Origin of the sequence: Saccharopolyspora dendranthemae (assembly GCF_007829955.1) — a bacterium.
GTDB classification, from domain to species: domain Bacteria; phylum Actinomycetota; class Actinomycetes; order Mycobacteriales; family Pseudonocardiaceae; genus Saccharopolyspora; species Saccharopolyspora dendranthemae.
Genome location: NZ_VIWX01000002.1, coordinates 23,558 through 44,286, shown reverse-complemented (window position 1 = coordinate 44,286; position 20,729 = coordinate 23,558). Strand labels below are relative to the sequence as shown.

Below are 20,729 nucleotides of genomic sequence, written 5' to 3'. Positions count from 1 at the left end.
GCGCACTCCACGCGGGACGGGCGCACCGGGTCGTGCCGAGATCGCCGAAGAGCGTTGTCAGCGGCGGTAGTAGGCGTGCGTGGCCGTGGCTCCGCCGTCGGCCACGAACTCGGCTCCGGTGCAGTAGCGGCTCTCCTCGCCCGCGAGGAACACGACGAGACCGACGATGTCCTCGGGCTGACCGATGCGGCCGAGCGGGACCATGTCGCCGATCGGGCTGAGGTCGGTGTCCTCGCCGGTGAACTCCCGGGTCATGCCGGTGTCGAACATGCCGGGGTGCACGGAGTTGACGCGGATGTTGCGCGGCCCGAGCTCCATGGCGGCGGCCTTGGTCATGCCGCGGATGGCGAACTTGCTGGCGGTGTAGGCGACCAGCTGCGGCATCCCGCCCAGGCCTTCCACCGAGGAGAAGTTGACGATCGAGCCTTCGCCGGCAGCGGCGAGCGCCGGTGCGGCGGCGCGCATCCCGAGGAAGGTGCCGAACTGGTTGACCCGCACGATGCGCTCGTAGTCGGCCAGCGAGGTCTCCTCCAGCGCGGAGAACATCAGCACGCCCGCGTTGTTGACCAGGATGTCGAGCTGACCGAAGCGCTCGGTGGCGTGGTCGACCGCCGCGCTCCAGTCCTCCTCGTCGGAGACGTCGAGGTGCACGTAGCTCGCGGAATCGCCGAGCTCCTCGGCGAGTTCCTTGCCCGGAGCGTCGAGGATGTCGCCGATGACCACCGAAGCGCCTTCGGTGACGAAGCCGCGCGCGATGGCTGCGCCCTGCCCTCGTGCCGCGCCGGTGACCAGCGCGACCTTTCCCGCGAGCCGTCCCATTCGCCGCCCTCCCTGCCGAACCGAACCTCTTCGCTCACGAGACTAGAACACGTTCTCGGTAATTGGGAACCCTCCGCGCAGCTCTGCGGCATAGGCGGATGAACTTGTTCTCGATTCTTCCCCCAGGGAGACTTGCCGGAGGAAGCCGAGCCGTACTAGCGTCTGGACACATGTCCAGTGGTGTTGTGTTCAGCCCGTACGACTACGCCGTGCACACCGACCCGTACCCGACCTACGCGCGGCTGCGCGACGAGGCGCCGGTCTACCGCAACGACGAGCTCGACTTCTGGGCGCTGTCGAGGCATTCGGACGTCGCCGCGCTGTTCCGGGACAACACCCGGCTGTCCAACGCCAACGGTGTCTCGCTGGACCCGGCCGCCTGGGGCCCCTACGCGCACAAGACGATGTCGTTCCTCGCGCTCGACGACCCCCGCCACAACCGGCTCCGCTCGCTGGTCTCCCGGGGGTTCACCCCGCGCAGGGTGCGCGACCTGCAGCCGCGCATCCTCGAACTCGCCCGGCACCACCTGCACCCGGCGCTGGAGTCCGGCGAGTTCGACTTCGTGGCGGACTTCGCCGGCAAGTTCCCGATGGACGTGATCTCGGAGCTCATGGGCGTCCCGGAGGCCGACCGCGACCGGCTGCGGGAGCTCGCCGACACCGTGATGCACCGCGACGAGGGCGTCTTCGACGTCCCGCAGGCGGCGATGGAGGCCTCGCTGAACCTGGTGGCCTACTACGCCGACATGCTCGCCGAACGCCGCAAGAAGCGCACCGACGACCTCACGTCCGCGCTGATGGACGCCGAGATCGACGGCGACCGGCTCAGCGACGACGAGATCATCGCGTTCCTGTTCCTGATGGTCGTCGCGGGCAACGAGACCACCACCAAGCTGCTGGCCAACGCCGCCTACTGGGCGCACCGCAATCCCGGGGAGCAGGCCAAGCCCTTCACCGATCCGGCCCGGGTGACCGACTGGATCGAGGAGACCCTGCGCTACGACACCTCCAGCCAGATGGTCGCGCGCACCGCGACCGAGGACATCGCGCTGCACGGCACCACGATTCCCGCAGGTGCCCGCGTGCTGCTGCTGGTCGGATCGGCCAACCGCGACCCGCGCGCCTTCGACGCCGCCGACGACTACGACATCGACCGCCGCACCGAGACCCCGATCGTCAGCTTCGGCGGCGGGACCCACTTCTGCCTCGGCGCCCACCTGGCGCGCCTGGAGGCGCGGATCGCGCTCACCGAGTTCGTCGAGCTGGTCAAGTCCTACGACGTCGACACCGACCGCGCGCAGCGCGTGCACTCCAGCAACGTGCGCGGCTTCGCGACCCTGCCCGTTCGCGTGGAAAGCAGGTAGCCATGCCCAGATTCGAACCGAACCCGGTCCGCCGCCCGACCGCGATAGCCGGCGCGTCGGCCGGGATCGGCGCGGCCACCGCCCAGGCCCTGGCCGCCGCGGGACATCCGGTGGCCCTCGGCGCCCGCCGCGCCGACAAGTGCGAGGAGCTGGCCGCCAAGATTCGGGCTGACGGCGGCGAGGCCATCGCGGTCCAGCTGGACGTCACCGACGAGAGCTCGGTGACCGAGTTCGTCGCCAGGACCACCGAAGAGCTCGGCGACATCGAGATCCTCGTCTACGGCGCCGGCGACCTCGACGCCGACCTGGTGCACGAGATGGACGACGCCCGCTTCGGCGACCAGCTGGACGTGCACCTCGGCGGCGCGCACCGGCTCGTCTCCCGCATCGTGCCCGGCATGGTGCGGCGGCGGCGCGGTGACGTCGTGCTGATCGGTTCCGACGTGGTTCCCAAGCCCCGGCCCCGGATGGGCGCGTACGTGCCCGCCAAGGCGGGGCTGGAGGCGATGGCGCGCACGATGCGCATGGAGCTGGAGGGCACCGGCGTGCGCGCCAGCATCGTGCGCCCCGGCCCCACCTTCACCTCGATGGGCATGCAGTGGGACGACAAGACCACCGAGGCAGTGCTCAACGACTGGGTGAAGTGGGGCCTGGCCAGGCACCCGTACTTCCTGCGCGCCTCCGACATCGCCGACGCCGTGCACCACGTGGTCTCGGCGCCGCGCGGCGTGCACCTGAGCTTGATCGAGGTCGAGCCCGAAGCCCCGCTGGAGGAGAAATGACGCTGCTCGCACCGAAACAGGTCTCCGGAGGCCACGACGAGCACGGCCACCTCGAAGAGCTGCGCACCGACCCGATCGCGCTGATGCGCCGGGTCCGCGACGAGTGCGGCGACGTGGGGACGTTCGACCTGGCCGGGCGCCGGGTCGTGATGCTCTCGGGCGCCGAGGCCAACGAGTTCTTCTTCCGGGCCTCCGACGACGACCTGGACCAGGCCGCCGCGTACCCGTTCATGACGCCGATCTTCGGGCAGGGCGTGGTCTTCGACGCCCCGCCGGAACGGCGCAAGGAGATGCTGCACAACCAGGCGCTGCGCGGCGAGCAGATGCGCGGGCACGCCCAGACCATCGACACCGAGATCGCGCGCATGGTCGCGGAATGGGGCGATGAGGGCGAGATCGACCTCCTCGACTTCTTCGCCGAGCTGACGATCTACACCTCCTCGGCCTGCCTGATCGGCAAGCGGTTCCGCGACCAGCTCGATCACCGCTTCGCCGAGCTCTACCACGACCTGGAGCGCGGGACCGACGCGCTGGCCTACGTCGACCCGCACGCGCCGATCGAGAGCTTCCGCCGTCGCGACGAAGCTCGGACCGGCCTGGTGCAGCTCGTGCAGGAGATCATGGACGGCCGGGCCGCGGCCGAGAAGCCACCGCGCGACGAGCGGGACATGCTCGACGTGCTGATGTCGGTCAAGGACGACGACGGGCGGCTGCGGTTCAGCGCCGACGAGATCACCGGCATGTTCATCTCGATGATGTTCGCCGGGCACCACACGAGCTCCGGGACCGCCGCGTGGACGCTCATCGAGCTGCTGCGCAATCCCGACGTGCTGGGCGGCGTGGTCGCCGAGCTCGACGAGCTCTACTCCGACGGGTCCGAGGTGAGCTTCCGCTCGTTGCGCGCGATCCCGCAGCTGGAGAGCGCGATCAAGGAGGCGCTGCGGCTGCACCCACCGCTGATCCTGCTGCTCCGGGTCGCCCAGGACGAGTTCGACGTGCGGGGCCGGCGCATCGAGCGCGGCGACTTCGTGGCGGCCACCCCGGCGATCTCCAACCGGATCGCGGAGGACTTCCCGGAACCCGACGAGTTCCGGCCCGAGCGCTACGCCGAACCGCGCCAGGAGGACCTGGTCAACCGCTGGACGTGGATCCCGTTCGGGGCGGGACGGCATCGCTGCGTGGGTGCCGCGTTCGCGATGATGCAGCTCAAGGCGATCTTCTCAGTGCTGTTGCGCGACTTCAGCTTCGAGCTCGCCCAACCGCCGGAGTCCTACCGCAACGACCACTCGAAGATGGTCGTCCAACTCGCCCAGCCGTGCCGGGTCCGCTACCGGCGCAGGAAGGAGTCCTGATGCGCATCGTGTGCGATCTCGACCTGTGCCAGGGCCACGCGATGTGCGAGCTGGAGGCGCCGGACGTGTTCTCGGTCCCCCGGCGCGGCAAGGTCGAACTGCTGGTCAGCGAGCCGCCCCCAGATCTGCGCGGCGAAGTGGAACGCGCTGTGCGGGAGTGCCCCACGCAGGCTTTGAGCATCGAGGAGGCTTGACATGCCCGCATACCCTCGGGAAGAACTGGAACGGATGGTCCAGCACTGGCTGGATGAGAACGAGCGCTGCGAGTCGCTCGGCGACTGGAAAGACCTGGCGCAGCTCTACACCGAAGACGCCACCTACGGCTGGAACACCGGGCCCAACGAGGACTTCATGGCGGTGGGCCGCGACGAGATCCGCGACATCGCGCTGGGCGTGGAGATGGAGGGCTTGGACGGCTGGAACTACCCGTACAAGCGGGTGCTCATCGACGACCAGCAGGGCGAGGTGATCGGGTTGTGGAAGCAGATCGCGCACGCGAAGCGACCCGATGGCACTCCGTACCAGGTCGCCGGCATCGGCGGCAGCTGGTTCCGCTACGGCGGGAACATGCAGTGGTCGTGGCAGCGCGACTTCTTCGACTTCGGCAACGCCGCGCACCTGTTCCTGGAGATGATCAAGGCCGACGTGCTCTCGCCCGGGATGAAGAAGCGCATGGAGGTCGCCGCGTCCGGCGTGCCGCAACCCGGGCACTACCGCAAGGGCACGGCACCCGTCGAGTTGTGGTGACCTGAGCAGAAACTGGAGGACCGATGGAGATCGTGGTCGACTTCGACCTGTGCGAGGCGAACGGCATGTGCGAGGCGGTCGCACCCGACGTCTTCGAGATCGACGAGGACGACAACCTGAACATCATCGCGGAACCCACGCCGGAGCTGCGGGATTCGATCGAGCAGGCGGTGCATTCCTGCCCGAAGGCCGCGCTGTCGCTGAAGGACTGAGCGCATGCCGAAAGAGCGCCCACCGCAGCTCGACTCGCCGGTGGTGGCCAAGGTCATCAAGGTGGCCTCGCGGCTCAACATCCGGTTGTACCGCGCCACCGGCGGGCGGATCGGCGGGAACTGGCGCATCGGCGCCGGGTTCCGCAAGTCCGTCCCGATCTGCCTGCTGACCACCACGGGCCGCCGCAGCGGCCGTCCGCGCACGGCCCCGCTGCTGCACATGCCCGACGGCGACCGCGTCATCCTCGTCGCGTCCCAGGGCGGGCTGCCCAAGCACCCGGCCTGGTACCACAACATCGGGGAGCATCCCGAGGTCACGGTCCAGCTCAGGCGCGACGTCCGCCGCATGCGGGCCCGCACCGCGAGCCCGCAGGAGCGGGCCGACCTCTGGCCCCGGCTCCTCGACCTCTACGCCGACTTCGACGACTACCAGTCCTGGACCGACCGGGAGATCCCGGTGGTCATCTGCGAACCGGCCTGACGACTACCCGGCCCGTTCGCGGTCGATGAACGCGGTCACCGCGTCCACCACCGCGTCGGGTTGCTCGTCGGGGATGAAGTGCCCGGCATCGGGGATGACGACGCCCGTCACGTTCTCCGCCCAGGGGCTGAGGGAAGCGGCCATGTCGGGGATCGAGCCGTGGGCGCTGGAGATCCCCAAAACCGGGACGGTCAAGTGCTGTCGTTCAAGAGCGTCGTGGTTCCTGCGCGCCGATTCCGCGGCATCGCGGTAGTAGGCGAGAGAGGCTCGGAGACCGCCCTCAGCGGCGACAGCGGCAGCGTAGTGGTCGATCTCGGCTCCGTCGAACGTGTTCGCCGACAGTGCTTTGACCTTCAAGAACCAGTCGACGTAGGCACGCTCGCGACCGGCGAGCAGTGCTTCGGGCAGATCGGGCACCAGGTGGAACGCGAAGTGCCAGGTCTTCCAGGCCCGGTCGGGATCCGTGGGGATGGAGTCCGGGAGGCTGATCCCGGGAATGCCGGCGTCGAGCAGAGCGACACCGCGCAGGTGTTCTTCGTGCTGCAAGGCGAGCGAGAAGGCGACCCAGGCCCCGATGTCGTGGGCGACGAGCCAGTACTCCGACGCGTTGAGCGCGGTCACCGCGGAGTGGACGCGTGAGGCGACGGTGTGCGTGTCGTAGCTGCCGTGAGGGCGGTCGGAGTGGCCTTGCCCTGGCAGGTCGAGTGCGATCACGTGGAATCGCTCGGCGAGGCCCGGCATCGCTGCGCGCCAGGCCCACCAGGTCTGCGGAAATCCGGCGAGCAGGACGACGGCAGGGCCGGTCGGCCGACCGCCTTCCACGGCATGGATCCGGATTCCTCCCGCATCGACCCAGCGGTGGGTGAACCCCGCCAGGTCGTGGAGCGGCAATCCGGAGATCGAGTTCTGGTCGCACGAGCGGTGCTCGGTCGATGCGTCGGTCATGGCTCGAACCCTACCCCCATCTTGAACTGGTTGGTTCAAGATACTATGGGCAGGGCACGACGACTTGGCTCAACAACGAGGTGCACGGGTGATGGCCGGGAAGAAGCAGTTCGACGTGGAGAACGCGCTCGACGCGGCGATGGTCCAATTCTGGCGCGCCGGGTACGCCGACACCTCTCTCGACGACCTCTCCAGCGCGACCGGGTTGAACCGCAGTTCCCTCTACTCCTCCTTCGGCGACAAGGACTCGCTCTACCTGCGCTGCTTGGACCGCTACGCGGCGCGCTACGGGGACAGGTACGACCAAGCCCTCTCCAGCGCCTCCGAGGAGCCGCTACGAGCGATACGGGAGTTCTTCGAAGTCACGCTGACGCGCATCGCCGACCCCGATCTGCCGGACGGGTGCCTCGTCGCCCAGACCGCGATGGTGATCCCGGTGCTGAGCCCTGCCGTCGCCGCGCGCGCGATCGAGGTCCTGGGCTCCCAGCACGCGCGGCTGCGGACCGCCCTCAACACCGTCGAGTGGGCCGACGGCGACGCCGATGAGTTCGCCGTTCACCTCGCGGCGGTCAATCAGTCGCTGGCCGTGATGAGCAGGTCTGGGTCAAGTCAGGAGCAGCTCCACACGATCGTCGACGTCAGCGTGAACGCGCTCTCGCAGGCGTTGCACGCCCGGAGTTAGCGCCGGCGTTGTCAGTTCGTGGGCGGTCCAGCGCGCGTGAACGACGCCCTCTACCGCCCACCGGATCCACGGAGCCCTCGCCGCAGGCTGCCGGCGAATCACCAGATCAGAACGCTAGCCGGTGATGCCGAGCTTGCCGGCGAGGCGGTGGAAGTACTCCGTGACCCACTGCTCGCCCTTCTCCGGGAAGCCGAAGAGGACTTCGGTGACGCCGAGCTGCTCCCAGCGGGCCAGGGCGTCGAAGTCGGGCTTGCCGGACAGGGCCACGATCTGCGGATCGCCCTCCCGGCCCGCTTCCTTCCAGGTGCGCTTGAGGAGCGCGACCTTGTCGTCGATCTCGCCCTCGGTGGGCGTGGTGATCCAGCCGTCCGCGGAGCGGGCGATCCAGTTGAACGTCTTCTCCGTCCCGCCGGCGCCGACGAGCACCGGAACCCGGGGCTGCTGGATCGGTTTCGGCCACGCCCAACTCGGACCGAAATCGACGTGGTCCCCGTGGTACTCGGCCTCTTCCCGGGACCACAGCTGCTCCATGGCCTCCAGGTACTCGCGGAGCACGGTGCGCCGCTTGGCCTTGGGCACCCCGTGGTGGGTGAGCTCGTCGATGTTCCACCCGAACCCGGCGCCCAGGCTCACCCGCCCGCCGGAGAGGTGGTCGAGGGTGGCGATGGTCTTGGCGAGCGTGATCGGGTCGTGCTCGACGGGCAGCGCGACCGCGGTCGCGAGCCGGATGCGCGAGGTCACCGCGGCGATCATCGACAGCGCCACCCACGGGTCCAGCGTCCGCAGGTAGCGGTCGTCGGGCAGCTCCTCCGAGCCGGTGCCGGGGTGCGCGGCCTCCCGCTTGACCGGGATGTGGGTGTGCTCGGGCACCCAGTAGGAGTCGAAACCCGCCTCTTCGGCGGCCTTCGCCGCGACCGCGGGCGGAAGTCCGCGGTCGCTGGTGAACTGCACGATGCCGTACTTCATGTCTGGTCCTTTTCGCCGAGGATCTTCTCGATGCGCATGGTGAACTTGGTGCCCAGCGGCCAGCCGACGTAGTGCGTCATGAACAGCCCTATCTCGCGCAGCTGCTCGGCGTCGAGCTCGTCGTTGCCCAGCGCGGCCCGCACCTGGATGTCGGCGACGTCGTCGAGCCCCTGAGCGGCGAGCGCGCCGAGCAGCAGCAGCCGCCGGTCGCGCAGGGTCAGCCCGGGGCGCGACCAGATCTCGGCGAAGAGGTGGTCGACGGTGACGCCGAAGAAGTCGCCAGGCCCGTCGGAAACGTCCCAGCCGTAGACCTCGCCCATCTTGGCCAGGCCGCGCTGTCGCTGCTCGTCGTTCATGATCCCTCCCGGGCGACGCCGAGGGCGGCGGCCAGGTCGCGCAGCGCCCGCTCCCCCAGCGGCAGCTCGACGCCGAGCCGCTCGCCGAGCTGCAGGGCCAGCGCGAGGTCCTTCTCCCCGAGGTCGCGGACGTTGCTGAAGATCGGGTACCAGTTGTCCGATGTGGACAGTTGCTCGGTCTCGCCGCGCAGCATGATCGCACCGGGTCCGCCGGTGATGGCGTCGGTGTGCCGCACGATCTCGCCCAGCTCGCGCAGGTCGAGCCCGGCCGCTTCGGCGAGCCGCTGAGCCTCGCCCGCAGCGGTGAAGGCCACGAAGTGCAGCAGGTTCCGGGCGAGCTTGCAGCGCGTGCCCGCACCCACCTCGCCGGCGTGCACGACGAGCCCGGCCCACCGCTCGAAGGCCGCCTTGCAGCGGGTGAAGGCCTCCTCGGTACCGCCGACCATCACGGCGAGGTTCGCCTGGTCCGCACCGACCGCACCACCGCTCACCGGCGCGTCGACCACCGAAACACCGCGCAGCGCGGCCAGTTCGGCGAGCCGGGGCGCGGTGTTCTCGCCGATGGTGGAGTGAATCGCCACGACGGCGCCTTCGGACGCCCCGGCGAGCAGCCCGTCCGGCCCGCAGACGACCTCCTCGACCTGCGCGTCGTCGCGGACCATCACCGAGATGACCTCGGCGTGCTTCGCGACCTCGCGCGGGGAGGACGCCGCCCGCGCACCGCCGTCGGCGAACCTGGCGACGACCTCGGGCCTGACGTCGTGCACGACGAGACCGTCCGGCCAGTCCACGAGCTTGCGGGCCATCGGTGCCCCGATCTGGCCGAGCCCCACGAAACCGACAGCGCTCACGAGCGGATCACCTGCCCGCCGTCGACGTTGAAGATCTGACCGGTCACCCAGCCCGCTTCCTGCGACAGCAGGAACAGGCACATCCCCACCAGGTCTTCGGGCTGGCCCATGCGCTTGAGCGCCATCCCCTTGACGATCGCCTTGACCATCTCCGGCGGCGTGGTCTCGCGGGTGGCCTCGGTGTCGATCGGACCGGGCGCGATCGCGTTGATCCGCACGCCCATGCCCCCGATCTCGTGGGCGAGCTGCTGGGTGAGCCCGTTGACCGCGACCTTGGCCAGCCCGTAGAAGCCGGAGTAGACCCAGGCGGCGGTGGAGGACTGGTTGACGATGGACCCGCCTCCGCGGGCCTGCATGTGCGGCACGCACGCCCGCGTGCACAGCAGCGCGCCGTCCATGTTCACGCTGAGGAACTTCTTGTAGTAGTCCCAGTCGACGGTGTAGAGCAGGTCCAGCTTCATGCCGCCGTAGATGGCGGCGTTGTTCACCAGGTGGTCGATCCCGCCGAAGCGCTCGACGGCGACATCGGCCATCGCAGCGGTGGATTCCGGCGAGGAGACGTCGACCTCGACGAACGCGGCGGTGCCGCCGTCCGCGGTGATCTCCTTGGCGACCTTCTCGCCGTCGGCCGTGTTGAGGTCGGCGACGACCACGCTCGCGCCCTCGGCGGCGAGCGCTCGCGCGTACGCCTCACCGATGCCCTGCGCCGCCCCGGTGACCACCGCGACCTTGCCTTCGAAACGCCCCATTGCGTCCTCCCGCCTCGCTACGCCGGTTCGGCGATGAGCTTGGTCTCCAGGTATTCCTCGAAGCCGGCCAGTCCCATCTCCCGGCCGATGCCCGACTGCTTGTACCCGCCGAACGGGGCGTCGGCGCCGTACCAGACCCCGCCGTTGATGCCGATCGTCCCGGTGCGGATGCGCGCGGCGACCGCCCGCGCCCGCTCCAGGTCCTGGCCGTGCACCGCACCCGAGAGCCCGTAGGGCGAGTCGTTGGCGATGCGCACGGCGTCGTCATCACCGTCGTGCGGAAGGATCACCAGCACCGGCCCGAAGATCTCCTCGCGCGCCACGCGCGAGTCGTTGGTCAGCCCGGTGATCAGGGTGGGTTCGACGAAGAACCCGCGATCGCGCTCGGCCCGAGCGCCGCCGCAGGCGAACTTCCCGCCTTCTTCCTCGGCGAGCGCCAGGTAGCTCTCCACCCGGTCGCGCTGGCGCGCGGAGATGACCGGACCGCACACGGTTCCGGGATCGTCGGGGTCACCGGCGGGGATGCCGCTGAGCGCCTTCGCCGTCAGCTGCACGGCTTCGTCGTAGCGGGCGCGGGGCACCAGCAACCGGGTGGTCAGCGCGCAGCCCTGGCCCGCGTGGGTGCACACGGTGAAGGCCGCGAGCCCGCAGGCCGCGCCGAGGTCGGCGTCGTCGAGGACGACGAACGCCGATTTCCCACCCAGCTCCAGGAACGTCCGCTTGATCGAGGGAGCACCGGAGGCCATCACGGCGCGCCCGGTGTCGGTGGATCCGGTGAACGAGACCAGGTCCACCCGCTCGTCGGAGGACAGCTGCGCCCCGAGCGCGTGGTCGTCGGAGGTGACGATGTTGACCACGCCCGGCGGGATGTCGGTCTCGGCCAGCAGGATCTCGCCGACCGCTGCGGCGCACCACGGCGTGTCGGGCGCGGGCTTGAGGACGACGGTGTTGCCCGCCGCCAGCGCGGGACCGAGCTTGGCGAGGTTGATCTGGTGCGGGAAGTTCCACGGCGTGATCGCCCCGACGACGCCCACCGCTTCGCGCCGGGTCCAGCGCCTGCTGGGCATCCCCATGGGCTCGGCGACCCCGAGATCGCGGGTCCACTCGTAACCCGCTGCGAGCTGGGCGAAGTGGGCCACGTCGGCGATCGGCGCGTCCAGCTGGGCGCCGTGGGTGAGGAAGCGAGGCGCACCGACCTCGGCGATGGTCAGCTCCCGCAGCTCCTCGGCGTGATCCTGCAGCGCCCGGCTCAGCTGCTTCAGGCAGCGCACGCGCAGGTCGAGGTCGCGGGACCAGTCGGTTTCGTCGAAGGCGCGCCGGGCCGCCGCGATCGCGCTGTCCATGTCGGCGGCGGTGGCGTTGGCCGCCGTGCCCAGGACCTCTTCCGTGGCGGGATTGGCGGTTTCGAACCTCCCCCCTGATCCGGGGACCGATTCACCGTCGATCAGCAGGTTCGACGCCTTGGTTGTCCAGACGCTCATCGGCACCACATCCGGTTTCTAGACACATGTCAAGACTAAAGTCCATGTTTCCCGACCACAAGGTCCGATCTCAATAGAACGAGTTACCCCCTCTCCGCGAAGCCGCCGTTGACACAGCATAATCGAGGCGTAGAACATGTTCTAGAAGTTCGGCGCACGAGGGGAACACCGGATGACCGACGAGAAGCCAGGCACGACCTCACTGCCAGCGGCGGTGGCCGCACCGGTCATCCCGGAGATCCCAGCCGAGACGACGCTGCTGGCAGGCCGCATCCGCGAGCTCATCGAGGCCGGCGTGCACACCGACGTCGCGGCCGAGGACCTGCGCGCGGCCGCCGAGCACGTCTCCGCCGCCACCGCGCTGCTGCGCGAGCGCACCCGGGACGAACCGCTGCTGATGTCCTACGTCGACGGACACCAGGTCAGCGTGAACAACCCGGTGGAGGGCCCCGGCAACCCCCTCTCACCACCCATGGTCGGCGTCGAGATCGACGAGTCCGGAGCGACCTCCTCCTCGGCGCTGCTCGGACCGGCCTACGAGGGGCCGCCCGGGCGCGTGCACGGCGGCTGGGTCGCCTCGCTGCTCGACCACGCGCTGGGCAGGGCCACCGCGGTGGCCGGTCACCCCGCGATGACGGTGTCGCTGACCGTGGACTACCGACGCGGCACGCCGCACGGCGTGCCCCTGACCATCAACGCCCGCTTCACCGGCAAGGAAGGCCGGAAGGTCTTCGCCACCGGCGAGATCGTCGCCGACGGGGAAACCACCGCGCAGGCCAGCGCGATCCTGGTGACCTACTGACCATCGAGGAGTTCTGCGATGCCTGAGTTCCACCGACTGCGGGTGGCCGAGGTCGTCGAGGAGACGGCCGACGCCCGCTCAGTGGTCTTCGACGTCGACATCACCCGCTTGCCCTACCGGCCGGGCCAGTTCCTGACGCTGCGGATCCCCAGCGACCGCTGCGGATCGGTCGCTCGCGCGTACTCGCTGTCGAGCTCGCCGGTGACCGACGGGCGGCTGGCGGTCACGGTCAAGCGGACCGCAGACGGCTACGCCTCGAACTGGATCTGCGACAACGTCGCCGCGGGAACCGAGCTGGACGTGCTGGAACCGGCAGGGGTGTTCACGCCGAAGGCGCTGGAGGACGACCTGCTGCTGTTCGCCGCGGGCAGCGGGATCACGCCGATCATGTCGATCCTGAAGTCCGCGCTGGCCACCGGATCCGGCCAGGTCGTGCTCGTCTACGCCAACCGCGACGAGAAGTCCGTCATCTTCGCGCGCGAGCTCACCGAGCTGGCCGCGGCGCACCCGGGACGACTGGTGGTCCTTCACTGGCTGGAGTCCGTGCAGGGCCTGCCCGCCCAGGACTCGCTGCAGTCCTTGTCCGCGGCGTTCCCGGAGCACGACGCGTTCATCTGCGGGCCGAAACCGTTCATGGACGCCACCAGGAAGGCGCTGCGCGAAGCCGGATTCCCGAAATCGGCCATCCACCTGGAGCGCTTCGCCTCGCTGGCGGGCAACCCGTTCGACAACGCGACGCAGGCCGAACCCGCGACGGCGGCTGCGCCCGACGAGCAGGAGGCGGGCGCCGAGCAGGAGGAGGGCGCCGAGCAGGCCGAACCGGAGGAGTCGGTCGTCGACGTGACGCTCGACGGCGAGAACCACACGTTCAACTGGCCCGCCGACAAGCGCCTGCTCGACCTGCTCAAGGAGAAGGGGCTACCAGCTCCGTCGTCCTGCTCCGAGGGCATCTGCGCCGCGTGCGAGTGTCGGGTGACCGAGGGCGAGGTCACGATGGTCAACAACCAGGTCCTCGAGCAGGAAGACCTCGACGAGGGCTACGTGCTGGCGTGCCAGTCGCTGCCCAAGACCCCCAAGGTCAAGGTCGACTACGACTGACGCCCGGAGGCGCTGCGACCGCCGCTGTTCCGCTGTTCCGTTCGACCGCCGGTGGTGCCCCTAGACGGCCATGTGCAACACGTTCTTAGGCATAGACGAGCTCGCTGACTGCCCAAATCCGGCAGAACCGTAGCGTCTTGCGGATCAAAACTATAACCTGTTTCAGTATCGTGAGGGCCACCTGGAGGTGCCATGACAGAAGCGACCTTCGATGTCGTCGTGGTCGGCTCCGGCGCCGCCGGAATGACCGCCGCGCTCGCGGCGACGGACCGCGGCTTGTCGGTGCTGGTCGTGGAGAAGGACCGCTACTTCGGCGGCTCCACCGCGCGATCCGGCGGAGCAGTCTGGGCCCCGTACAACGAAGTGCTGCGGAAGGCGAAGTCCGGCGACAGCCCGGAGAAGGCCGCGACCTACCTCCGGCACCTGATCGGCGACGAGATCGCCGCCGACCGCCGCGAGACGCTGCTCTCGCACGGGCCCGACATGGTGTCGCTGGTGCTGCGCCGCACGCCGCTCAAGCTCAAGTGGATTCCCGGCTACTCCGACTACTACCCCGAGACGCCCGGCGGAATCCCCCGGGGCCGCACGCTGGAACCCAAGCCGTTCAACGGCAAACTGCTCGGAGACGAGCTGGCCAACCTGCAGCCCCCGTACCTGCCCGCACCGGCCGGGATCACGGTCACAGCGGCCGAGTACAAGTGGATGAACCTCATCGCCCGCCACCCGCGCGGCGTGTTCACCTCCGCCAAAGTCGGCTTCCGCAGGGTCATCTCGCTCGCGACCAAGCGCCCGCTGCTCGCCCTGGGACAGGCGCTGGCCGCCGGTTTGCGCGCGGGACTGCTGCGCGCCGACGTACCGGTGTGGCTCAACAGCCCGCTGGCCGAGCTGCACGTCGAGGACGGCGTCGTCGCCGGCGTGCGCCTGCAGCGCGGCGAACAGGACGTGCTCGTCCGAGCGCGGCACGGCGTGATCATGGCCGCCGGCGGGTTCGAGAAGAACGAGCGGATGCGCAAGCAGTTCCAGCGCGAACCGATCGGCACCGACTGGACCGTCGGCGCCGAGGGCAACACCGGCGACGGCATCGAGGCCGGTCAGCGCCTCGGCGCCGACGTGGGCCTGATGGACGACGCGTGGTGGGGGCCGTCGATCCCGCTCCCCCGCGGTCCGTACTTCTGCCTGTCCGAGCGCAACCTGCCCGGCAGCATCATGGTCAACGCCGCGGGCGAGCGCTACGTCAACGAGGCGACCCCGTACGTCGACGCGGTGCACGCGATGTACCGAGGTCACGAGACCGGTGTCTCGCACATCCCGTCGTGGCTGATCGCCGACCAGCGCTACCGCAACAACTACACCTTCGCCGGTCTGCCGCCGCGCCAGCGGTTCCCCGGACGCTGGTACAAGGCGGGCATCGTGCACACCGCAGGCACCATCGAGGAGCTGGCGGCCAAGATCGAGGTTCCCGCCGAGGAGCTGCGCGCGACCGTCCAGCGGTTCAACGGCTTCGCCCAGAACGGCACCGACGAGGACTTCCACCGCGGCGAGAGCGCCTACGACCAGTACTACGGCGACCCGCGACTGCCCAACCCGAGCCTGGCTCCGCTGGAGGTCGCGCCGTTCCACGCGGTCAAGATCGTGCCCGGCGACCTCGGCACCAAGGGAGGGCTGCGCACCGACGCCCGCGCCCGGGTCCTGCGGGAGGACGGATCGGCTATCCCCGGTCTCTACGCCGCGGGCAACGCCAGCGCGGCGGTCATGGGGTCCACCTACGCGGGGGCCGGCGCGACGATCGGCCCTGCCATGACCTTCGGCTACATCGCCGCCCTGGACATCGCCGCCGAGGCGCAGCGGTGACACCCACCGGACACGAGAACCAGAAGACGCGAACTGGAGGCGGGATGACCTCGACGACGGAGACAGAGCAGCCGCATTGCCTGGTCGAGCAGCGCGGCGGCGTGCTGGTGGTGACGATGAACCGCCCGGACGCCAAGAACGCGCTGTCCGGCGAGATGATCAAGATCATGATCGAGGCCTGGGACAGGGTCGACAACGACCCCGAGATCCGGGCCTGCGTGCTCACCGGGGCGGGCGGCTCCTTCTGCGCCGGCGCCGACCTCAAGAGCATGAGCAACAACCACCCCGGTGACCAGCACCAGCAGGGCTCGTTCAACCCGGCCAAGATCGAGGGCCTGCTCAAGGGCAGGCGGCTGACCAAGCCGCTGATCGCCGCGGTCGAGGGCCCCGCCATCGCGGGCGGCACCGAGATCCTGCAGGCCACGGACATCCGGGTGGCCGGCGAGAGCGCGCGCTTCGGCGTCTCCGAACCGCGGTGGGGCCTGTTCCCGCTGGGCGGTTCCGCGGTTCGGCTGACCCGGCAGATCCCCTACACGGTGGCCGCCGACCTGCTGCTGACCGGACGGCACATCAAGGCTCCCGAAGCCAAGGACCTCGGCCTGATCGGCCACGTCGTGCCGGACGGGACGGCGTTGGACAAGGCGATGGAGCTGGGCGAGATGATCGCCGCCAACGGCCCTCTGGCCGTGCAGGCGATCCTGCGCACCATCCGGGAGACCGAGGCGATCCCGGAGGAGGAGGCCTTCGCCATCGAGGCGGAGCACGGCATCAAGGTCTTCATGAGCGCCGACGCCAAGGAGGGCCCGAAGGCCTTCGCCGAGAAGCGCAAGCCCGACTTCCAGGGCAAGTGAACCCGCGAGGGGCGTCCCGGCCGGGACGCCCCTCCTGATCGGTCCAGCAGCACCGGGACACCGACGTCCGTCGTTGCAAAGTCGAACGTCCCCGCACTGTCGCGAGGTGCACGTATGCAGAGCCGCTACGCAACACTGCCCCGAGACCGCCTGGCCACGCTGCTCCCGGAACTGCTGCTGGTCGGGCAGTTGATCGACCGGTCGGCGATGGCCTGGTGCATCTCGTCGTTCGGCCGCGAGGAGATGACCCGGATCGCCATCGAGGAGTGGATGGCGGCCAGCCCCCTCTACACCCGGCGCATGCAGCACGCGCTGGACTACCGCGGCGACGACGTGGTCACCATCTTCAAGGGGCTGCAGCTCGACATCGGCGCCCCGCCGCAGTTCATGGACTTCCGCTACACCGTGCACGACCCGCGCTCCGGCGAGTTCCACCTCGACCACTGCGGCGCGCTGATGGACGTCGAGCCGATGGGCGAGCGCTACGTCCGCGCGATGTGCCACGACATCGAGGACCCCACCTTCGACGCCACGGCGGTGGCCACCAACCCGAAGGCGCAGGTCCGGCCGGTGCACCGGCCTCCGCGCGTGCCCGCCGACCGCCGGCCCCACTGCGCGTGGACGGTGATCATCGACGACGCGCACCCGCCGGTCTCCCCCAGCGACGACTGCGTGGCGCTGCGCGACTCCCGTGCCGCGACGCTGGAGCTGTCGGCCATCGACCCGTCCGACGACGGGCGCGGCGACTACGCCGGACCGCTGCTCAGCGACCTGGACTTCGCCGACTTCAGCTCCTCGGCCCTGGTGCGCATGGCCGACGAGGTGTGCGTGCAGATGCACCTGCTCAACCTCGGGTTCGTGCGAGCGGTGGCGCGGCGGACCGCCGATCCGCGGGAGATCTGCACCAAGCAGCTGGTGGGCATCGCCGGTCTCGCCGCCGAGCGCATCCACCGGGCGCTGGGCCTGCCGGACGGCGTGGAGGGCGCGTTGCGGACGCTGGAGCTGCATCCGCTGCTCAACCCGGCCAACTACGTCGTGGCGTCGCGGGATTCCGCTTCGATCACCGTGCGGCCCGGTCCCGCCCACGACGACGGGGCGTGGATCTCGTTGTGCGGACCCGATTCCCCCGCGCCGCTGCAGGCCGTGGTGCGCGCGGTCGATCCGCGGCTGGACGTCGTGGTCGACGGCTCGTCCGATTCCTGGACGGCCCGCGTCATCTCCGCCGAGCAGCCCGCGAGCGAGTTCGACGAGGTGGCGGTGACCCGGATCAGCTCCGGCGCGAACTTCGTCTTCCAGCCCCGGAAGTCCATCCCGATCACGCCAGTTCGGTGAGGAGAACCCCATGACGGGCACGACCTTCAACCTGTCCGCGGTCTTCCAGACCGTCGCGAACGCGGTTCCCGACCAGGAGGTGCTGGTCTGGGGCGATCGCCGGTTCACCTACTCCGCGCTCAACGCCCGCGTCGACGGCGTCGCCCACTACTTCACGAGCCGGGGATTCGGCTGCCACACGTCTCGCGAGCACCTGGCCGGGCACGAGTCCGGGCAGCACCACGTCGGCCTCTACCTGCACAACGGCAACGAGTACCTGGAAGCCATGGTGGGCGCGTTGCGGGCGCGCGCGGTGCCGTTCAACGTGAACTACCGGTACGTGGCGGAGGAACTGGTGTACCTGTTCACCGACGCCAGGACCGAGGCGCTGGTGTTCCACTCCGCGTTCGCGCCGCAGGTGGCCGAGATCCGCGACCGGCTACCGGACCTGCGCACGCTGATCCAGGTCGACGACGACAGCGGAAACCCGCTGCTGCCCGGCGCCGTCGCCTACGAGTCCATCGTGGACACCCCGCCACCCGACGCGCCGCCGGAACCGGCCGGCGACGACCTCTACCTGCTCTACACCGGTGGCACCACCGGGATGCCCAAGGGCGTGATGTGGCGGCAGCACGACGCCTACGTCAGCGCCATGGGCGGAACCCCGTTCGGCAGCTCCGAGCCCTACAGCTCCTACGACCAGATCTCCGAAACCGCCAGGCAGGGCGGCGGTGGGATGCGGATGATCATGACCGCGCCGTTCATGCACGGCGCGGCGCAGTGGTCGGCGTTCCACATGATCACCCAGGGCGGCGCCATGATCCTGCCCGCCGATCCGAAACGCCTGGACTGGGCGGAGGTCCTGCGCACCGTGGAACGCGAGCGGGTCGTGAGCATCCCGGTGGTCGGCGACGCGATGGCCCGGCCCATGGTCGCCGAGCTGGAACGCGGCGACTACGACCTCTCCGGCGTGTTCGCGGTGCAGAACGGCGGCGCTCCGCTGACCCCGACGGTCCGCGGCCGGTTGCAGGCGCAGCTGCCGAACGTGCTGTTCGTCGACACGGTCGGATCGTCGGAGACCGGCATCCAGATGAGCCAGGTCTCGGACGGGAGCAGCGCTGAGGCAGGCGTTTTCACCCCGGACGGCGACACCACGGTCCTCGACGACGACCTCACCCGCGAGCTCGGCACCGGTGAGCAGGGTTGGCTGGCCCGACACGGCCGGGTCCCGCTCGGCTACCTCGGCGATGCCGGCAAGACCGCCCGGACGTTCCCGGTCGTCGACGGCAAGCGCTACAGCATCCCCGGCGACCGCGCGATCCGGTTGAGCCAGGACCAGATCCAGCTGCTGGGGCGGCAGAGCATCACCATCAACTCCGGCGGCGAGAAGATCTTCGTCGAGGAGGTCGAGCGCGCCTTGGCCGCTCACCCCGCGATCGCCGACGTGATCGTCACCGGGCGCCCCTCCGACCGCTGGGGCAGCGAAGTGGTCGCGATCGTCGAGCTGCTGGAGGACCACGAGGCGTCGGACGACGACCTCATCACCGAGGCGGCCCGGCACATCGCCCGCTACAAGCTGCCCAAGGCGATCGTTCGCGTCGCCCAGATCCAGCGCTCCCCCAGCGGCAAGGCCGATTACCGCTGGGCCAAGGCCCAAGCAGAAACCACCCCCACCCAGGCCTAACCCGCTCCCGCCCGACCCGCTTCCTCCCGACCCCACGATCGGGGCATTTCCCAGTTTTAGTCCAAACCGAGCCATGATCATGTCCGAAATGTCGGCTCAGTTTGGACTAAAACTGGGATCTGGTGAGGAGCTCCGGCGTGTCGGCATCGCGCGGGTCGACAGCGGCAGCACGGCAGAAGGCCCTCCCGGAAGAAGTGCGGGAGGGCCTTCTGCGGTGCGGACCGGTGGGGTTCGGTCAGCGGAGCTTGTCGAGGTTGGCGAAGGTCTCCTCGACCTCCTTGAGGAGATCGGCGAAGACCTCGGCGACGGGGCGGATCTCGTTCATCCGCCCGACGATCTGCCCCACCGGCATGGACACGGCCTGCGGATCGGTGGCGCGCATCATGCGCTGGTGGGCTTCGCTGACGAGGATGTTCTGCAGCGGCATCGGCAGCGGCTCCGGGGCGTCCGGGGAGGCCCACGCCTCGGTCCACTTCGTCTTCAGCAGCCGGGCGGGCTTGCCGGTGTAGATGCGGGAGCGGACGGTGTCGCTGGAATCGGCCGCGAGCAGCGCCTCCTGCGTCACCGAGTCGCCCATCGTCATGCCGTACTCGGCCGTGGTGAGCCAGTAGGAGCCCATCCAGGCGCCCGAGGCGCCCAGCGCGAGCGAGGCCGCGATCTGCCGCCCCGTGCCGATGCCGCCCGCGGCCAGCACCGGAGCGCGTCCGGCCAGGGCGTCGACGATCTCCGGCACGAGCACCATGGTGGCGATCTCACCGGTGTGGCCGCCGGCCTCGTGGCCCTGCGCGACGACGATGTCCACGCCGTTGTCGACGTGCCGCTTCGCGTGCTCGGCCTTGCCCGCCAGCGCCGCGACCAGGACGTCGTGCGAGTGGGCCTGCTCGATGATGTCCACCGGCGGCGAACCCAGGGCGTTGGCGATCAGCGAGATCGGGTGCCGCAGCGCCACGTCCACGTGCGAGCGGGCCACCGAGTGCAGCCAGCCCAGCACACCGCCGCGCTCCTGCTCGTCCTCGGGCAGTTCCGGGACGCCGAGCTGGCTGAGCGTGCGCTCGACGAACGAGCGGTGCTCGGGCGGGATCAGCGAGTCCAGGTCGATCTGGGTGCCCTCGGTGGGCACCTTGGCGGGCATGACGATGTCGACGCCGTAGGGCTTGCCGCCGGTGTTCTGGTCCATCCAGTCCAGGACCCGGTCGAGCTCCTCGGGGTCATTGAACCGCACGCACCCCAGCACGCCGAGCCCACCCGCCTTGCTCACCGCCGCGGCGACGTGCTCCGACGGGGTGAACGCGACGATCGGGTGCTCGATCCCGAGCGTGTCGCAAAGCGAAGTTCGCATCTGGTT

22 protein-coding genes are annotated in these 20,729 nt (G+C 69.7%); 14 read left to right on the top strand and 8 right to left on the bottom strand.

From position 1 onward, the window contains the following. Window positions 1–57: 57 nt before the first annotated feature. The gene (locus FHU35_RS09170; RefSeq protein ID WP_145738097.1) at window positions 58–819 is read right to left on the bottom strand and encodes a glucose 1-dehydrogenase; all 762 of its coding nucleotides are present in this window, start codon (window positions 817–819) and stop codon (window positions 58–60) included. A 170-nt stretch (window positions 820–989) separates the two neighbouring features. Between FHU35_RS09170 and FHU35_RS09165 the strand changes: the two genes are divergently transcribed. The 7 genes from FHU35_RS09165 to FHU35_RS09135 are packed head-to-tail and all read left to right on the top strand — an operon-like array spanning window position 990 to window position 5,757. Continuing rightward, window positions 990–2,183, top strand: a complete 1,194-nt coding sequence (locus FHU35_RS09165) for a cytochrome P450 (RefSeq protein WP_145738096.1) — start codon at window positions 990–992, stop codon at window positions 2,181–2,183. A 2-nt stretch (window positions 2,184–2,185) separates the two neighbouring features. Beyond that, entirely contained in the window at window positions 2,186–2,965 is a 780-nt protein-coding gene (locus FHU35_RS09160) for an SDR family oxidoreductase (RefSeq protein WP_145738095.1), read from the top strand. Continuing rightward, entirely contained in the window at window positions 2,962–4,317 is a 1,356-nt protein-coding gene (locus FHU35_RS09155; protein WP_145738094.1) for a cytochrome P450, read from the top strand. Before FHU35_RS09160 ends, FHU35_RS09155 begins: the two co-directional genes overlap by 4 nt. Then, window positions 4,317–4,511 (top strand): ferredoxin, encoded by a 195-nt coding sequence (locus FHU35_RS09150; protein WP_145738093.1) that lies wholly within the window; start codon window positions 4,317–4,319, stop codon window positions 4,509–4,511. The genes FHU35_RS09155 and FHU35_RS09150 overlap by 1 nt, the downstream gene beginning before the upstream one ends. A gap of 1 nt (window position 4,512) precedes the next feature. After that, a complete protein-coding gene (locus FHU35_RS09145; RefSeq protein WP_145738092.1) occupies window positions 4,513–5,064 on the top strand; it encodes a nuclear transport factor 2 family protein in 552 nt (183 codons plus the stop codon). A 23-nt stretch (window positions 5,065–5,087) separates the two neighbouring features. Continuing rightward, window positions 5,088–5,276 (top strand): ferredoxin, encoded by a 189-nt coding sequence (locus FHU35_RS09140; RefSeq protein WP_145738091.1) that lies wholly within the window; start codon window positions 5,088–5,090, stop codon window positions 5,274–5,276. A gap of 4 nt (window positions 5,277–5,280) precedes the next feature. Continuing rightward, window positions 5,281–5,757 (top strand): nitroreductase family deazaflavin-dependent oxidoreductase, encoded by a 477-nt coding sequence (locus FHU35_RS09135; protein ID WP_145738090.1) that lies wholly within the window; start codon window positions 5,281–5,283, stop codon window positions 5,755–5,757. Window positions 5,758–5,760: 3 nt separating this feature from the next. Here FHU35_RS09135 and FHU35_RS09130 read toward each other — a convergent pair whose 3' ends face one another. Continuing rightward, on the bottom strand, window positions 5,761–6,702 hold the full coding sequence (locus FHU35_RS09130; RefSeq protein WP_145738089.1) for an alpha/beta fold hydrolase: 942 nt from the start codon (window positions 6,700–6,702) through the stop codon (window positions 5,761–5,763). Between the two features lie 91 nt (window positions 6,703–6,793). On the opposite strand from FHU35_RS09130, the gene FHU35_RS09125 reads away from it, so the two are divergent. Then, on the top strand, window positions 6,794–7,384 hold the full coding sequence (locus FHU35_RS09125; protein ID WP_186459351.1) for a TetR/AcrR family transcriptional regulator: 591 nt from the start codon (window positions 6,794–6,796) through the stop codon (window positions 7,382–7,384). A gap of 114 nt (window positions 7,385–7,498) precedes the next feature. Here the strand turns inward: FHU35_RS09125 and FHU35_RS09120 are convergent, their stop codons facing one another. From FHU35_RS09120 to FHU35_RS09100, 5 genes are read right to left on the bottom strand one after another with little or no spacing between them, the layout of a single operon-like run. After that, window positions 7,499–8,350 carry an LLM class F420-dependent oxidoreductase gene (locus FHU35_RS09120; protein ID WP_145738087.1) on the bottom strand — a complete coding sequence of 284 codons (852 nt, stop codon included), beginning with the start codon at window positions 8,348–8,350 and terminating at the stop codon, window positions 7,499–7,501. After that, a complete protein-coding gene (locus FHU35_RS09115) occupies window positions 8,347–8,706 on the bottom strand; it encodes a carboxymuconolactone decarboxylase family protein (protein WP_145738086.1) in 360 nt (119 codons plus the stop codon). Before FHU35_RS09115 ends, FHU35_RS09120 begins: the two co-directional genes overlap by 4 nt. Next, window positions 8,703–9,557 carry an NAD(P)-dependent oxidoreductase gene (locus tag FHU35_RS09110; RefSeq protein ID WP_145738085.1) on the bottom strand — a complete coding sequence of 285 codons (855 nt, stop codon included), beginning with the start codon at window positions 9,555–9,557 and terminating at the stop codon, window positions 8,703–8,705. Before FHU35_RS09110 ends, FHU35_RS09115 begins: the two co-directional genes overlap by 4 nt. After that, complete coding sequence (locus FHU35_RS09105) at window positions 9,554–10,306, bottom strand: SDR family oxidoreductase (RefSeq protein WP_145738084.1); 753 nt, start codon at window positions 10,304–10,306, stop codon at window positions 9,554–9,556. The genes FHU35_RS09110 and FHU35_RS09105 overlap by 4 nt, the downstream gene beginning before the upstream one ends. A 17-nt stretch (window positions 10,307–10,323) precedes the next feature. Next, window positions 10,324–11,787, bottom strand: coding sequence for an aldehyde dehydrogenase (locus FHU35_RS09100; RefSeq protein WP_145738083.1), 1,464 nt, complete (start codon window positions 11,785–11,787; stop codon window positions 10,324–10,326). Between the two features lie 172 nt (window positions 11,788–11,959). On the opposite strand from FHU35_RS09100, the gene FHU35_RS09095 reads away from it, so the two are divergent. From FHU35_RS09095 to FHU35_RS09070, 6 genes are all read left to right on the top strand, one after another. Continuing rightward, window positions 11,960–12,589 carry a PaaI family thioesterase gene (locus tag FHU35_RS09095; protein WP_145738082.1) on the top strand — a complete coding sequence of 210 codons (630 nt, stop codon included), beginning with the start codon at window positions 11,960–11,962 and terminating at the stop codon, window positions 12,587–12,589. An 18-nt stretch (window positions 12,590–12,607) separates the two neighbouring features. Next, a complete protein-coding gene (locus tag FHU35_RS09090) occupies window positions 12,608–13,687 on the top strand; it encodes a ferredoxin--NADP reductase (protein WP_145738081.1) in 1,080 nt (359 codons plus the stop codon). Between the two features lie 192 nt (window positions 13,688–13,879). Beyond that, the gene (gene kstD / locus FHU35_RS09085; RefSeq protein ID WP_145738080.1) at window positions 13,880–15,538 is read left to right on the top strand and encodes a 3-oxosteroid 1-dehydrogenase; all 1,659 of its coding nucleotides are present in this window, start codon (window positions 13,880–13,882) and stop codon (window positions 15,536–15,538) included. Window positions 15,539–15,582: 44 nt separating this feature from the next. Further along, complete coding sequence (locus FHU35_RS09080) at window positions 15,583–16,389, top strand: crotonase/enoyl-CoA hydratase family protein (protein WP_145738079.1); 807 nt, start codon at window positions 15,583–15,585, stop codon at window positions 16,387–16,389. A 114-nt stretch (window positions 16,390–16,503) separates the two neighbouring features. Then, a complete protein-coding gene (locus FHU35_RS09075; protein WP_145738078.1) occupies window positions 16,504–17,721 on the top strand; it encodes a hypothetical protein in 1,218 nt (405 codons plus the stop codon). A gap of 10 nt (window positions 17,722–17,731) precedes the next feature. After that, complete coding sequence (locus tag FHU35_RS09070; RefSeq protein WP_145738077.1) at window positions 17,732–19,384, top strand: acyl-CoA synthetase; 1,653 nt, start codon at window positions 17,732–17,734, stop codon at window positions 19,382–19,384. Window positions 19,385–19,619: 235 nt separating this feature from the next. On the opposite strand, the gene FHU35_RS09065 is transcribed toward FHU35_RS09070, so the two are convergent. Beyond that, window positions 19,620–20,723: an NAD(P)H-dependent flavin oxidoreductase gene (locus tag FHU35_RS09065; RefSeq protein WP_145738076.1), complete on the bottom strand. Its 1,104-nt coding sequence runs from the start codon at window positions 20,721–20,723 to the stop codon at window positions 19,620–19,622. Between the last annotated feature and the right edge of the window lie 6 nt (window positions 20,724–20,729).